At 59.3% G+C, this 15,057-nt stretch carries 12 protein-coding genes; 5 read left to right on the top strand and 7 right to left on the bottom strand.

Annotated features, from left to right (window positions below; translation table 11 throughout):
• Positions 1-164: 164 nt before the first annotated feature.
• The 4 genes from ACI514_RS17855 to ACI514_RS17840 all read right to left on the bottom strand — a co-directional run bounded on the left by ACI514_RS17855 (position 165) and on the right by ACI514_RS17840 (position 4,463).
• Positions 165-545: a DUF6124 family protein gene (locus tag ACI514_RS17855; RefSeq protein ID WP_405122121.1), complete on the bottom strand. Its 381-nt coding sequence runs from the start codon at positions 543-545 to the stop codon at positions 165-167.
• Positions 546-1,088: 543 nt separating this feature from the next.
• Complete coding sequence (locus tag ACI514_RS17850; RefSeq protein WP_405122120.1) at positions 1,089-3,341, bottom strand: beta-propeller fold lactonase family protein; 2,253 nt, start codon at positions 3,339-3,341, stop codon at positions 1,089-1,091.
• Between the two features lie 128 nt (positions 3,342-3,469).
• Positions 3,470-3,865, bottom strand: a complete 396-nt coding sequence (locus ACI514_RS17845; RefSeq protein ID WP_160056688.1) for a YbaN family protein — start codon at positions 3,863-3,865, stop codon at positions 3,470-3,472.
• A 10-nt stretch (positions 3,866-3,875) separates the two neighbouring features.
• On the bottom strand, positions 3,876-4,463 hold the full coding sequence (locus tag ACI514_RS17840) for a YecA family protein (RefSeq protein ID WP_016984205.1): 588 nt from the start codon (positions 4,461-4,463) through the stop codon (positions 3,876-3,878).
• 377 nt (positions 4,464-4,840) lie between these two features.
• On the opposite strand from ACI514_RS17840, the gene recQ reads away from it, so the two are divergent.
• The 3 genes from recQ (at position 4,841) to ACI514_RS17825 (ending at position 9,626) form a co-directional block, all read left to right on the top strand.
• Entirely contained in the window at positions 4,841-6,970 is a 2,130-nt protein-coding gene (recQ, locus tag ACI514_RS17835) for a DNA helicase RecQ (protein WP_160056690.1), read from the top strand.
• 300 nt (positions 6,971-7,270) lie between these two features.
• Positions 7,271-7,705: a MarR family transcriptional regulator gene (locus tag ACI514_RS17830; RefSeq protein WP_007962151.1), complete on the top strand. Its 435-nt coding sequence runs from the start codon at positions 7,271-7,273 to the stop codon at positions 7,703-7,705.
• Between the two features lie 127 nt (positions 7,706-7,832).
• Positions 7,833-9,626, top strand: a complete 1,794-nt coding sequence (locus tag ACI514_RS17825; protein ID WP_405122119.1) for a FimV/HubP family polar landmark protein — start codon at positions 7,833-7,835, stop codon at positions 9,624-9,626.
• 135 nt (positions 9,627-9,761) lie between these two features.
• On the opposite strand, the gene ACI514_RS17820 is transcribed toward ACI514_RS17825, so the two are convergent.
• On the bottom strand, positions 9,762-11,951 hold the full coding sequence (locus ACI514_RS17820) for a patatin-like phospholipase family protein (RefSeq protein WP_405122118.1): 2,190 nt from the start codon (positions 11,949-11,951) through the stop codon (positions 9,762-9,764).
• 71 nt (positions 11,952-12,022) lie between these two features.
• On the opposite strand from ACI514_RS17820, the gene ACI514_RS17815 reads away from it, so the two are divergent.
• Entirely contained in the window at positions 12,023-12,310 is a 288-nt protein-coding gene (locus ACI514_RS17815; protein ID WP_016771139.1) for a SelT/SelW/SelH family protein, read from the top strand.
• On the opposite strand, the gene ACI514_RS17810 is transcribed toward ACI514_RS17815, so the two are convergent.
• Positions 12,304-13,197, bottom strand: coding sequence for a DMT family transporter (locus tag ACI514_RS17810; protein ID WP_405122117.1), 894 nt, complete (start codon positions 13,195-13,197; stop codon positions 12,304-12,306). The genes ACI514_RS17815 and ACI514_RS17810 overlap by 7 nt on opposite strands.
• 98 nt (positions 13,198-13,295) lie before the next feature.
• A complete protein-coding gene (locus ACI514_RS17805; protein WP_160056698.1) occupies positions 13,296-14,060 on the bottom strand; it encodes an AraC family transcriptional regulator in 765 nt (254 codons plus the stop codon).
• Positions 14,061-14,195: 135 nt separating this feature from the next.
• Between ACI514_RS17805 and ACI514_RS17800 the strand changes: the two genes are divergently transcribed.
• Positions 14,196-15,011: a UDP-2,3-diacylglucosamine diphosphatase gene (locus ACI514_RS17800; RefSeq protein ID WP_007919701.1), complete on the top strand. Its 816-nt coding sequence runs from the start codon at positions 14,196-14,198 to the stop codon at positions 15,009-15,011.
• Positions 15,012-15,057: the final 46 nt, after the last annotated feature.

Below are 15,057 nucleotides of genomic sequence, written 5' to 3'. Positions count from 1 at the left end.
ACAAAACCCGCCGCCCCGGTTGATGGGGCGGCGGGTTTTTTCTGTCTGATGGTATGGCATTGCTCATTCTGGCCCCTTCGCGAGCAGGCTCGCTCCCACATTGGAACGCGGTCACTGTGGGAGCGAGCCTGCTCGCGAATGCGCCAGATCTGACGCCGAATAACTCAGCGGTTGATCACGCCTGCGTCACCCGGCAACTCCAGATTATCCATCACCCGATTCACCGCCAGCTCCCCGAGCATGATCAATTGCGCGATCCCTAATAGCGTCCTGCGCTGCGACGCCGGTATGAGGTGGGCGAAGTCATGAGCGATGGTTCTGGCTGAGGCGAGAGTTTCGCTGGCATCGGCCAGCAGTTCTTCGTTTTTGAAGTCTGCGGTCACGGCGTACATCCGGCGGGTTTTTCGGGGCGGTGGGATGGAGCCGGGTGGGCAGAGATAGTGGTCGAGGGCGCGCTCGGCGGCGTCGTTGAGCTTTTTTGAATCGAGGGATTCGTAGGGGGAGGCGAGGTCGGTTTCGGGTGGGTTGGGTGTTGGTTTGATCATGGTGAGACTCCGTGGTTGATTTGGCCGCCACGGCTCATCGCTAAACAAGTAAAGGTGGCGGCTGTACGCAGGTTAGCGATCCGGGTCACAGAAACCCCGGGTAGACCCGAAGGTCTCCCACGCACAGCCACCATGACGCCAAGTGCAGATAGACAAAGCTGCAATTGAGACTGGGGATTGAGCGTCTGTAGGGTATCGGATCGCTAAACCCGATCGCTGATTCGTCAGCGACCGACCCACAATAGAACCCGAGCCCAAGGCGCACAAGCCGGCGGATTCTGGCGTAGCTGTAGGCAATGGCGCAAGAATTTGTAGCCTGAAAGGCGTGTCTGAAGGTGTCTTTTAAACGCCTGAGTTTAAAAGGCGATTTGCGCTGACTTCAGTGACCTCTTCGCGAGCAAGCTCGCTCCCACATTTGGAATGCGTTTCCCTGTGGGAGCGAGCTTGCTCGCGAAGGGGCCAGAATTGTCACGGCATCAACCAGCGCTTTTCCCCGTGCCCGCGTCAACCGGCTACTCCAGATTATTCAGCACCCCCGGTCCGTCAGCCGATTCTCAGCACAGCAATCCGGCTGTTGGAGGTGTTGCACACATATGCTCTGCGCCCGTCAGGGCTCAAAGCGATGCCGTACGCGGTTCCTCCGCCCAATGGCAGGGTGCCAACCACTTCTTGACGTGAAAGGTCGATCACCGAGACCGAGCCGGGTAAAAAGTTCGTGACGTAGGCAAGCGTCCCTTGACTGTTAGTTACGATCGCGTAGGGGAAGCTTCCAACCGGGATGTATTTCAAAACACTCATCGATGCCGTGTCGATAACGGCAACCTCATTTTTGGAGTAGAGCACGACATATACAAAACGCTCATCGTTGCTGGAAGCCACGTGAATGGGGTTTGATCCTGAAGGCAGGCCGATTTGTCTGATCACACTGAGACTGACAGCATCGAGGATGTCCAGTCTGTCAGGGGTGCCGTTGAGTGCGACATATAGGCGTCTGCCATCGTTGCTGAAGTGCAACCATGAAGGCCTATTGTGCAGATTGGTTTCCTTGATTTTCGCCCCTGTCTTCGCGTCGCAAACATGAAGTTTTTCGTATTCCCATGTGCTGATGTACGTTTTTGAGCTATCACGGCTCACCGCCGAGACAAAGGCGAGTTCGCTGCCAACCGAGAGTCTGCGGGTGACTGCTTGCTGACCTATATCGATTTCATAAACGTTGTTGTTTCGGTTCGTGGTGTAGGCGCGTGTTCCATCGGGACTGATAGAAATAGTCTGCGGCCCAATCTCTACGGGTATGTTTCTGATGACTTGAAGTTTCTGTGTATCAATGACAGCGACAGTACTGATGGACGCAAGAGGTGCGTAAAGGTGCTTGCCGTCGGGTGTTATCACGATATTAACTGGCGCGCTGTTCATCTCTATCCAGTCAACCACGCCCGGATGTTCCACCTCTACCGTCGCCGTAGCCGTTTGCCCTTCGCTGCTGGCAGTCAACGTGTAGCTGTCTATCACGCTCGGTGTCCGCACGTCCCCGACAGTGACGATGCCCAGGCTATCAGTGGTGAATGTGCGTGAGCCGGTTCCGCCATCGCCGTAGGCAAAGCCGACGGGAAGGGTGATCACCACGTTTTGCCCAGGCTGAGGACTGCCATTCTTCAACAGTTCGAGACTGATGTCCGTGAGCAGGCCATCCGTTACCGCTGAATAGGGTGCATCCCTGAAATTCAGGTCCAGCAGCGGTGCAGGTATCCTCACGCGTAAAATGGGAGAGGTGTGCTCCGCGCCATTGTTGTTCAGTACACACTGAAGTCTGAGAACTCTGCCTTGATGTGCCGTTAGTAACGCTTGGCTAAGGTTGAAGTTCGCGCGCAGGTTCTTGTTCAATTTAAGTGGAGCAGCCGGTGGAGTGCCAGGTAATGGGTTGAGCATCTGTAGTTCGACAACATCACCCACATTTGCCGCTTTAGCTTCAAATCGAGTGATGACTCCATTCGGATCGATCGGCACAGCGATCGGATTCTCAGACGGCACTAACACGAGAGTGCTGATCAGGTCCTTCTGGGCGAGACGAATCTCGAGCGTCTGGATTGCAGACTCCGCGAAATTGTTCAACTGATCTTCGACCGTAAACCAGGCCTGAACGGTGCCGTCGATGATGTCGATGAGGTCAGCGGTGTACAGCGTTATCGTCAGCGGCTTGGTGGGGTCGGTTACGGGTATGGGGAACCTTTTGTCGGCGATTTTCAGAGACAAGGCATCATGAAGCTCCACCGGTACATATCTGCACTCGAACTTGATTCCTTGCGCAGCCAGTTCAGGGGTCACGCCCTTGGCAATCACCTCAGGCGGAATCACCAGCTCAAGGTTGGCATGGGGGCGCTGGTGATAGAGCACACGCAAAATATCCGATGACTCCGTGTTACCACTGAGTCGTTCCACCTCGTACTGGATTTCGTTGACGCCATCTACAAACGATCCTTGGCGTGCGAAGAGTAGGACTCGTTTGCTTTCGTCACCCTCAAGGACAGTGGAACTGTCGACAAACGTCCTGTTGACATACAACTTCACCGTATCGAACGCGGCCATGGGCTGGGCTTTCCGGCGTTGCAGTGCAGACCATGGATCCACCACACACGGCAGGCGTTTTGGTTCGCCGACAAAAAGATGTCTGCCAACGCCTCCGTGGGCGAGATCAGAAGGCTCCACCGGCGTTACCAAGCCAGGTATGAAAGCCGGAAACAGTTTGAGGGTTTCAATAAGTTCGTCAGACTGGATGTCTATAGCGGATTGAGAATCCATGGCGCGCTCCTGGCCATGACCGGCCGGCAAGTAGGTGTTGGGCTATCACACACCTGCCGGGGGGTGTTGCCTACTGTCATATCTGACAGGTGAGCCTTGTTTTCAGATGAATGGTCGACTTGAGTGCATCAGGATTTGTGCAAGGTTTTCTGGCGCAGGATGTAAACCGTCACCAGCACCGCACTGGTCAACATGAACCCCCGCGCCCACGGCAGTGGCACCAGGTAGCACGAGAACAGAATGCTCGCCCACATCAGCCCGATCGCGTAGACCTTGCCCTTGAGCGGTATGCCGTTGCCATCGAGGTAATCGCGGATCCATGGCCCCAGCCGGGGATGCTCGACCAGCCATTGATAGAAACGCGGAGAGCTGCGCGCGAAACAGGCCGCGGCGAGCAGAAGGAAAGGGGTGGTGGGCAGGACGGGCAGGAAAATCCCGATCACCCCCAATGCCACGCTGAGCCAGCCGACGGCCAGCAAGAAGTAGCGCAACATCAGGGGGCGGTTGCCTATGGGGTTGTCCATAGGCCGGATCTTAGTGGTGACGTGGCTTGAGGATCGCCGGTTTTTCGTCGGGCGCCTGGCATAGCAGGTACAGCGCGGTCAGGGCTTCCGGGATCTGTACGATCATGTCGTCCATCAGGTTGGCGTCCTTGGCGATGTCTTCGAATTCTGGCTGTTCGTCGAACAGGCCCGAACCGACCATGATCGGCAGCAACATTTCGCTGACTTCTTCTTCGGCGGTTTCGAACCAGGCGGCCTCACGCAGGAACACGCCTTCCATGAAACCAATGCACCAGCCGCGCAATTCGGAATCGTCCGGCTCGTCGCCCAGATCCAGTTCGCATGGCAGTTCGAACTCTTCATCCGAGGCCAGTTGACGGGCGATGTGGGCCTTGAGGCCGATCAGGGTGGCTTCGATCTCTTCGCGCTGGGCGTCGCTGCTGTAATGCGGCTCTTCGGCGAACAGGGCGTCGATCCACTCACGCTCCGGTACGTCTTCAGCGCAGATCGACAGCGCGGTGAGGTAGCCGTGAGCGGCCACGTAATCCAGCGCCTCGTCATGCAGCTCGTCGGCGTCGAGGAAAACTTGCAGGCGGGTCAGTTGCTCAGCGAAGGACATTACGGGGCTACCTTGGGGAATAAACAATGCGGGAATTCTAGGCCTTCTTGCGCGCTCAAGCCAGCCGCATGGCAGATTTGACCTGCCATACCCTGCATACACCCTGTAGGAGCTGCCGAAGGCTGCGATCTTTTGATTTGCTTTTAATAAAGACAAGATCAAAAGATCGCAGCCTTCGGCAGCTCCTACACAGGTATCAGCGATTGTATCGACGGGTGTCGCCCTGCGCAGGGGAGGCCTCGGGTATACTGCCGCGTTTTGCGATCCCTGCCCGCATTACGCGTGTCACGTAATGCGCTCTTACGTTTTGTTTAAGCAGCCCTGGCTGTTCTGAACCAGCCTGCGCAGGGATGTATCGGTAGATTTTTGGAGTTTTTATGCTCGAACAGGCTCAACGCGTCCTCAAGGACATCTTCGGCTACGACAGTTTCCGTGGCCGTCAGGGTGCAATCATTGAGCGCGTGGCCAGTGGCGGTGATGCGCTGGTGCTGATGCCTACCGGTGGCGGCAAGTCCCTGTGCTTTCAGGTGCCGGCGCTGTTGCGCGATGGCCTGGCGGTGGTGGTGTCGCCGCTGATCGCACTGATGGACGATCAGGTCGCCACCCTCGAAGAGCTGGGTGTGGCCGCTGCCGCGCTGAACTCCACCTTGAGCGCCGAGCAGCAGCGTGATCTGGCGGCGCGAATCAAGCGCGGTGAAGTGAAGATGTTGTATCTGGCGCCCGAGCGCCTCGTGCAGCCGCGCATGCTGTCGTTCCTGCAAGGCTTGAACATTGCGTTGTTCGCCATCGACGAAGCGCACTGCGTATCGCAATGGGGTCACGATTTCCGTCCGGAATACCTGCAACTGGGCCAGTTGGCCGAGATGTTTCCCGACGTGCCGCGCATCGCCCTGACCGCCACCGCCGACAAGCGCACCCGTGAAGAAATCGTCACCCGCCTGCACCTGCAAAATGCCGAGCGCTTCCTGTCGAGCTTCGACCGTCCGAATATCTTTTACCGCATCGTTCCCAAGGAGCAGCCGCGCAAGCAGTTGCTGGCGTTTTTGGCCGAGCGACGCAGCGATGCCGGCATCGTCTATTGCCTGTCGCGCAAGAAAGTCGAAGAAGTCGCAACGTTTCTGAGCGAGCAGGGCTTCCCGGCGCTGCCGTATCACGCCGGTTTGCCCAATGAGCTACGTGCCTTCAACCAGAAGCGCTTTCTCAACGAGGAAGGTCTGATCATGGTCGCCACTGTGGCGTTCGGCATGGGCATCGACAAGCCCAACGTGCGCTTTGTCGCCCACCTCGATCTACCGAAATCCCTTGAGGCGTATTACCAGGAAACCGGGCGCGGCGGCCGTGACGGCCTGCCGGCGGATGCGTGGATGGCCTACGGTCTGCAAGATGTGGTGATGCTCAAGCAGATGCTGCAGAACTCCGAAGGCGACGAGCGGCACAAGCGCCTGGAGCAACACAAGCTCGACGCGATGCTGTCGCTGTGCGAAGAAACCCGTTGCCGCCGTCAGACCCTGCTTGCGTACTTCGATGAAGACATGCCCGAACCGTGCGGCCATTGTGATAACTGTGTCGACGGCGTGCAGACCTGGGATGCCACCGAGCCAGCGCGTCAGGCGTTATCGGCGATTTTCCGCACGGGTCAGCGTTATGGCGTTGGTCATCTGGTTGACGTGCTGCTGGGCAAGGAAAACGAAAAAGTCCGCAGTTTTGGCCATCAACACCTGTCGGTGTACGGCGTCGGCAAGGCATTGAGCGAAAGCGAATGGCGCTCGCTGTTCCGACAATTGGTCGCGCGCGGTCTGGCGGATGTCGACCACGAAGGCTATGGCGGTCTGCGTCTGAATGACAGTTGCCGGCCATTGCTCAAGGGCGAAGTCACGCTGGAACTGCGCCGCGACCTCAAACCGCAGGTCACCGCCAAAACTGCGAGCAAGAGCCCGGCCAGCCAACTGGTGCGCGGCGAAGAGCGCGAACAGTGGGAAGCCCTGCGCGCGCTGCGCCGCAAACTGGCCGAAGAACATGGCGTGCCGCCGTACGTCATCTTCCCCGATTCGACGTTGCTGGAAATGCTCCGCAGCCAACCGACTTCGCTGGCGGAAATGGCCCGGGTCAGCGGCGTTGGCGCGCGCAAGCTGGAACGCTATGGCGATGCCTTCCTCGAAGTGCTCGGCGGCGAGGTCGAGGCGCCGAAAGCGGTGGCCGACGTGCGCCACGAGTTGATCACTTTGGCCCGTGCGGGCATGACACCGCTGCAGATCGCCGGTCAGTTGCAGTGCTCGGAAAAGAACGTCTACACCATGCTCGCCGAGGCGATCGGCAAGCAGCAGTTGTCGCTGGAACAGGCGCTGGATTTGCCGGAAGAGCTGATGGGTGAAGTGCAGGATGCGTTCCTCGATGGTGAAGGTGAGCTGCCGTCCGTTGCCGAAGTGGCCGAGCTGTTTGCCGGGCGTGTTCCGGAGGGCGTGCTGTATTGCGTGCGGGCTGCATTGCAATCGGAATTCGAGATGTAATTTGGCCGTCGCCCCTCACCCCAACCCTCTCTCGGAGGGAGAGGGGGCCGACCGAGATGTCTTGCGCTATACATCGACCTGAGAACCCGAGTCGATTATGGGTTCAGCGCCGATCTGCCACGTCGGCGTAATTCCCGAATATCCCCCATTCAGTCCCCTCTCCCTCCGGGAGAGGGCTAGGGTGAGGGGCCTCAAGATGTAACGATTCAGTACAGACCGCCACTTGCCTATAACTGCAGCTCATGCTTAGCTGGCTAATAATTAGAAATTCTTTATTTTCAGTCTAACCGTGAGTGTTTTATGCCGTTAACCGATCAACACCGCTTTGGCATGCAACTGGCCCAGATGTCCCGTGGCTGGCGTGCCGAACTGGATCGCCGACTGGCCGGGCTGGGGTTGTCCCAGGCGCGCTGGCTGGTGCTGCTGCATCTGGCGCGTTTTGAAGACGCGCCGACCCAGCGTGAGCTGGCGCAGAGCGTCGGCGTCGAAGGTCCGACCCTTGCGCGCTTGCTCGATAGTCTGGAAAGCCAGGGCCTGGTGCAACGCCAGTCCGTGATGGAAGACCGCCGGGCGAAAAAGATCGTCCTCTGCGCACCAGCCCTGCCGTTGATCGAACAAATCGAAACCATCGCCACACAGCTGCGTCATGAGTTGTTCGAAGGCGTCGACGAAGCGGATTTGAAGGTGTGCATGCGGGTTCACGGGCATATTCTGGCCAACCTGGAAAAATCTTGAGGCACATCCACGTGCCGGATCTTTGAGAGATCGCGCTGAGCCGACTATAAGAACTACTGGGCAATATCGTGTTCGTACCGGATGTGCGAACGCATAGAAGTCGGTTTTGCTTATTTAAGGGATGCTCATGCTCGCAAGTCGGCACGTGGTACTGCGCGGTGGCGCCAAATGGTTGCTGGTCGCCGGTGTTTTCAGCTATTCGGCCTGGTCGATGGCCTTGGGGCTGGGTGATATCACTGTTCATTCAGGCCTCAATCAGCCGCTCAAGGCCGACATTGCGTTGGTCGATGTCGGCGGGCTGACGCAAAACGATCTGGCGGTGCGTCTGGCCACGGCGGATGAATTCGCCGAGGCCGGGGTCGAGCGGGTGTTCTTTCTCAACGACCTCAAGTTCATCCCGATCCTGCATGGCAATCGCCAGATGATCCGGGTGACCTCCAGCAAACCGGTCAACGAACCCTTCCTGAATTTCCTCGTGCAGCTCGATCAGCCCAATGGCCGTTTGCTGCGTGAGTACACGGTGTTGATCGATCCGCCGGGTTCACCGGGTATCGTGCCGGCCACCGATGAGCCGGATCCGCGTGCGCAATCCTCCGCGTTTCCCACTGTCGAGCCTGTCGTGGCGGCGCTACAGGCGCCTCAGGCCAAGCGCGATACCGTGCCAGCACCCACGCAGGCAACTTCGCCCGCCAACGATGCACTGGCCGAACAATTGGCGGTCAGTGTTCTGCTCAATCAGCAACAGCAGAAGACCATTGATGAACTGAGCGCAAAACTGCAGACACAGGATGTGCAGATTGCCGACGGCAAAAAGCAGATCAGTGACCTGCAAACACGCTTGGTCGAGCTGCAGAAAACGCCGCCACCGATCGTGCAGACTCCGGCACCGACTCCTGCGCCGGCTGTGGCGTCAGCGGAATCCAGCAATGACGGTTTGAACTGGCCATTGCTCGGCGGCCTGTTGCTGTTGTTGGGGGTGTTGGCCGGGTTGTTGGTGCACCGTCGACGGCAGCAACAGCAACAGCAACAGCAACAGCAAGTTGCCGAGCCGCTGCCCCAGTTGCCGCAAGGCAATGAGGTAGACGTCGCTGAGGCAGAGAACGCCGATCCCGTCAGATCCCACGCTTCAGCCGAACACCGGGAAGAGCCGGCGGCTGGCGATGTGCTGGAGGCGGTGGGGATCTATCTGGCCTATGGCCGACTGGGCGAAGCGGCGGGTTTGCTGCGCGATGCCTTGCACAAGGAGCCTGCGCGCAGCGATATCGGTTTGCAGTTGCTTGAAGTTCTGGGCCGCCAGGGTGACAGCGCCGCGTATGAACAACAAGAAAGTCATTTGCGTGAGCTGGGCGTGGATGCCCAGGCGTTGCAGGATGTTCGCGCGCGGCACCCGAAACTGGCGGTTGCGGCACCGTTGGTCGCGGTGCCGCCGATTATTGCAGCAGCCCCGCTTGTCGCTGCCCAACCGGCACCTGAAGATGATTTCGAGCTGAATCTGGGCGAGCTGTCGATGGATTCCAGCTGGGACCTGGAAGACACTCGCCCGACTTCCGATGAGCCGCAGGCAGACACCTCGGCGCTCGGCTCCGGGCTGCAAGTCCTGCCTCAGGATCTCGAATTGCCCGAGCCCGAGTCCAGCGAAGAGGCCGAGTTGGAGTGGATCCCTGAATCGGATGCCGAGCCGCTGGATGAAGATTTTCTCAATGAGTTTGCTGATGCCAAGCCGTCACTGGCGTTGCAACCGCTGGATCTGCAGACACCAGAGCCGGTACATGACGAAAATTCCGGAAAGCTCGAACAGGCGCAGACGTGCATTGATGACGGCGATATCGACAGTGCGGTTGCGTTGCTCAATGAATTGCTCAAGGAAGGGGATGAGCCGTTGAAGCAAACGGCGAGGACGTTGTTGGCGGGGATTCGCTGAACCCCTGATCGATTTGCGGTGGATCCGATACCGCCTTCGCGAGCAGGCTCGCTCCCACATTGGAATGCGTTCCCCTGTGGGAGCGAGCCTGCTCGCGAAGACTGACCTTCAGTCAATATCAATTCCGAATCTGGATCAGAAGGTCTGCCCCAGATTCAGATAAACCGCCTGCTCATTCGCATCATTCAACCCATAACTGAAATTCAACGGCCCCAGCGGTGTGTCAAAACCGATAAACACGCTGGCGGCGTTGATGTAGCCACTGTCGAACTCATTGTCGTTGTTCCACGCCCGTCCACGCTCCAGCGAGGCACCGGCGTACAGCGGAAAATCCAGCGGCAGGTACGAGCGCGGCGTCAGACGGCGGTAATACACCGCGCGCATCAGGCTGATGTTCTGCCCGGAAATCGCGTCTTCACGGAAGCCCGACAACTGCCGCGCACCGCCGAGCAGGAAGCTTGAGGTCACCACGTTGGCATCATCCAGCGTACGCCCGTAGCGCCCGCCGAGTATCAGCGTATCCGGGCCATGGCTCATGGCCTTATCGACTTTAAAGTCCCACTGTCGATAGCGCGTGTCCGACCCCAGGCCCGGTTCAAACTGCGTCAGCGTCAGGCTGACGTCCTTGCCTTCGTGAGGGAAATACACGTTATCCAGCGAGTCGTACGAATACTTCAGCGCGTAGAAGCCTTCGTTGAAGTTTTCACTCGGCAGGTCCTGATCGCCAATCCGCACATCTGCCTTGCCCCAGGCCTCGCCAACACCGAAACGCACTTCGCCGTTGTTGCCGATCTGTCGGCCGAAGTTGAGGCCGAAACCGTAGCGCTCGACGCGATACTGCGCGATCGGGTCGTTGTCGAGTACCGCTTCAACGTTCTGCGCTTCGAACGAGGCGTACGGCGCGACGAAGTAGCGCGAGCCGACGTCCAGCGGTTGATAGAACTCGCTGTACAACTCTTGTTTGTCACCGATTTGCGCCCGAGTCAGCCATTCCGCACCGAGGCGGTTGATGCCATTGATGCGATAACTGGCGCCAAGGTTGAAGGCGCTGTCGCCGCGCATGTCGTCCGACAGATTGAGGCCGACCCGCAAGTAATCGGTGCCGCTGCGTTTGCCCCGGGCACTGATCACCAGTGTGTGATCCTGGCCTTTGTGCACCACGCGGTATTGCACCTGCTCGAAGTAGTCGAGGCCATACAAGGTGCCCATGTCCGAGTGCAATCGAGCCAGATCCAGTGGCTCGCCAATGTGCTGGCGTATGTAGTAGCGGATCACATCGTCGTCGACTTTTGAGTCGTTCTCGACGCGGATCGCGGTGATGATCGGCGTGCGCTGACCCGGCGAACGCGCGGCGTTGAGTTCGGCGTCCTGGGATTCTTTGGGTTTGAGGACGGCGAGACGCGCATCGAGGATGCGGGTGGCGCGGTAACCGGCGTCGATCATCTCCTGTGCCTTGCCGAAATCGGTGACACCGAACGCCGCCAGCGCGGGCTGAATCAGCACGTCGGAGGATTTCAGCGCGGCCAGTTGTTCTTCAGAGTTACTGCGGGTCATCAGGGTGATCGACTGGTTCAACACATCGACCACGGTGGTCAGTTGCTTGCGGTTGCGCAGTGGTGTGCCGATATCGACAACGATGGCCACGTCGACGCCCATTTCTCGCGCGACATCCAGCGGGATATTGTCAGTCATACCGCCGTCTACCAACAGTCGGCCGTCGAGCTCGACCGGGGCGAACACCGCCGGGATCGACATGCTGGCGCGGATCACCTGGGGCAAGTGACCTTTGCGAAACACCACTTTTTCGCCATTGGAAATATCGGTGGCGACGGCGCGGAACGGGATCGGCAGTTTGTCGAAATCCCGGGTGTCGCTGGTGTGAGCCAGCAGGCTTTCCAGCAACAACGAGAGGTTCTGCCCCTGAATCACACCCAGTGGCAGACCAAGACTGCCGTCGTCACGGAAGCTGAGTTTCTGTTTCACCAGAAAGTCGCGGTCATCCTGTTTGCGTCGAAACGGTACGTCTTCACGCGGCGGGGCGTCGGACAGCGCGGCTTGCCAGTCGATGTTCAGCGCGAGTTTCTCCAGCTCATCGATCTTGTAACCTGAGGCGTACAGACCACCGACCACCGCGCCCATGCTGGTGCCGGCGATCGCATCGATCTTGATGCCTTGCTCTTCCAGCGCCTTGAGCACACCGATATGCGCCAGCCCGCGCGCGGCACCGCCGGACAGCACCAGGCCGACTTTCGGTCGTGACGCCTCACTGGCATGGACAAGCAGGGGAAGGAAACCAAGCATCAGGCAGAACAGCAGACGGCGCATTGTGAGTCTCGGGGCAAGCGTTAAAGCCGGCTATTATAGCGGCGCCCTCTGTCTCAGGAGTTCCAGCGAACATGACTGTCGCAAAAGCAGAAGTTGTCATCACCTATTGCACCCAATGCCAGTGGCTGCTGCGCGCCGCGTGGCTGGCGCAGGAGCTGCTCAGCACCTTTGCCGACGACCTCGGCAAAGTCTCGCTGGTGCCAGGCACCGGCGGGGTATTTCACATCACCTGCGCCGGCGTGCAGATCTGGGAACGCAAGGCCGACGGCGGTTTTCCCGAGGCCAAGGTCTTGAAGCAGCGGGTTCGCGATCAGATCGATCCTGACCGCGACCTCGGTCACAACGACCGCACTCAGTGAGACCCAGCCTCGGCGGCGACGGTTTTCTTGTCGGCATGGCCGGACATCCGCGCTGACACGACGATGGCAACAATGATCAACGCACCGCCGATCAACATCTTCGACGTCGGGTTTTCATTGAACAACAGCCAGGCGACGGTGATGCCGTAGACCGGCTCCAGCGCAAACACTACCGCCGCCGTGCGCGCCTTGATCACCGCCAGACTGGCAACGAACAGGCTGTGCGCGACGCCGGTACAGAACACCCCCAGCAGCGCAATCCACAGCCAGTCGAGTGCGCGCACTTCGCTCAGTTGCGGCGCTGCAACCGGGAGTAGGCACAGCGACACCACGACGTTTTGGCACAGCGCCGCTTGCACCGCCGGAATCCGCCCGGAGCTGGCGCGGTTAGTTAGTGACAACAGCGAGAACAACAGTCCCGACAGCACCGACCAAAGCAAACCGATGGTCGCGCCGCTGCCCAGGTCGAACGCCGGGGTCACCAGAATCAGGCCGATGCTGACCAACACCACCAGCACAATTTCATTGGCACGGATGCGTTCGCGGAAAATCAGCCCTTCGAGAATCACCGTGAACGCCGGGAAACTGGCAAAGCCCAAGGTTGCGATGGCGACACCGGCGATCTTCACCGACAGGAAGAAACTCACCCAGTGCCCGGCCAGCAACACACCGCTGAGGGCCAGGCGCCGCCAGTCCATAGCCTGAAGTTTCTGCCAGCCGTGCTGTCTGGCAAAACGGGCGAAAAACGCTAGGGCGAGCACGGCGAAAGCCGCGCGACCGAAGACGATCACGGCGGGGGACGCAGCGGCGAGTTTGCCGAACACACCGGTCAGGCCAAACATCAAAGCACCGATATGCAGAGCGCCGAGGGCGGTACGCGGAGTCATTGCAATCCTTCTATCTCAAACGCGATTTCAACTGTAGGAGCAGCCTCCGGCAGCTCCTACATATTGAACCGGGTAACAGCCAGAAGTCTGTCGGCAGGCTATCGTCTTTTGTCGCCGGAATCGCGGCGAAGCTGGCCGGGCGACGAACCGAACTCGCGCAGGACGGCAGCCGAGAAGGCACTCTGCGAGCTGTAGCCGACGCGACTGGCAATCTCGCCAATCGGCAGTGCGGTGTCGCGCAGCAGTTGCACCGCCAGATGCAAGCGTCGACTGCGGATGTAATCCATCGGCGTCTGCCCGCATTCGGCCATGAACCGTGCATGCATGCGGGCATTGGACAATCCGGCGACCCGTGCCAGATCGGCGACTTGCAGCGGATAAGCGGCGTGTTGTTCGATGTGCGCATCCAGCGCGGCATAGGGCAGGCGGCGGGCGGCAACTTCGGCAGGCTGCGAGTGATTAAGACTGGCCAGCAGCAACACTGCGCCTTGTTGCGCGATCAACGGATCGCTCACCGGACTGTTCGCCAGCCAGCTGACCAACTGGTTTTGCCCGGAATCCAGCGACAGGCGCGCGGGCTGATCGAGCAAACGATGACTGGCATCGGCATGCTCGCCCAATGAGTCCGTCACCCACTGCCCATTCGGGATATCCAGCACCAGACAGCGGCTGCCGTCGGGACTGCCGCAGGCATGATGCGCACCGGACGGAATCACCACAAAACTCTGCTGACGCACCTGGCTGCCGCAACCCTCGACCTCGAAATCCAGCGCACCGGACAGCCCGAACACCAATTGCGCGTGGTCGTGGCTGTGGACGATCAGGTCGTGGGTGTACTGACGCAGGGTGAGGATCGGTCGCATGGCAGGTTGTCTCCGAAGTGATCGCCAGTCTACACCGACGCACGCGCAATGCGTTGTCACACGACTGACTCACGCTTGTCATGGTCGATTAACCGGGCAGGCGCACAGTGGCGAAAACATCGCAGAGGGTTGCCCATGACCAGCGCCGAGCTCGCCAGACCCAGTCGCAAACAACGGGTGCGAACCCTGTGGATCTCCGACGTGCACCTGGGCACACGGGATTGCCAGGCCGAGCACTTGTCGCAATTTCTCAAGGGCTACCATGCCGACAAGATTTACCTGGTCGGCGACATCATTGACGGCTGGAAGCTGCGCGGCGGCATGTACTGGCCACAAGCGCACACCAACGTGATCCGCCGCTTGCTGACCATGAGCAAGCGCGGCACCGAAGTGATCTACGTCACCGGCAACCATGACGAATTCCTGCGGCGTTATTCGAAGCTGATTCTGGGCAATATCCAACTGGTCGACGAGGCGGTGCATGTCACCGCAGACGGTCGGCATCTGCTGGTGATTCACGGCGATCAGTTCGATGTGATCACCCGCTATCACCGCTGGCTGGCCTTCCTCGGCGACTCCGCCTACGAATTCACCCTGACCCTCAATCGCTGGCTCAACCACTGGCGGGCGCGCTATGGCTACGGTTACTGGTCGCTGTCGGCGTACCTCAAGCACAAGGTGAAAACGGCGGTGAGTTTCATCAGCGACTTTGAAGAAGCCATTGCCCATGAGTGCGTGAAGCGCGAGTTGCATGGCGTGGTGTGCGGGCACATTCACCACGCCGAGATCCGCAAGGTGGGGGAGGTGGATTACCTCAATTGCGGCGATTGGGTGGAGTCGTGCACGGCGTTGATCGAGCATTGGGATGGCACGATCGAGTTGTATCGGCTGGCGGATGCGCAGGCGCGGGAGGCGGAGCTCAAGGCTGCCAAAGTCGCTGAACTCGCATAATGCTCTGGTGATTGAGAGGGCCTCATCGCGAGCAGGCTCACTCCTA

It is taken from the genome of Pseudomonas sp. M20 (assembly GCF_045037865.1).
Lineage (GTDB): Bacteria > Pseudomonadota > Gammaproteobacteria > Pseudomonadales > Pseudomonadaceae > Aquipseudomonas.
The sequence above is the reverse complement of the archived record's forward strand: the minus strand, read 5'-3'. Positions and strand labels throughout refer to the sequence as shown.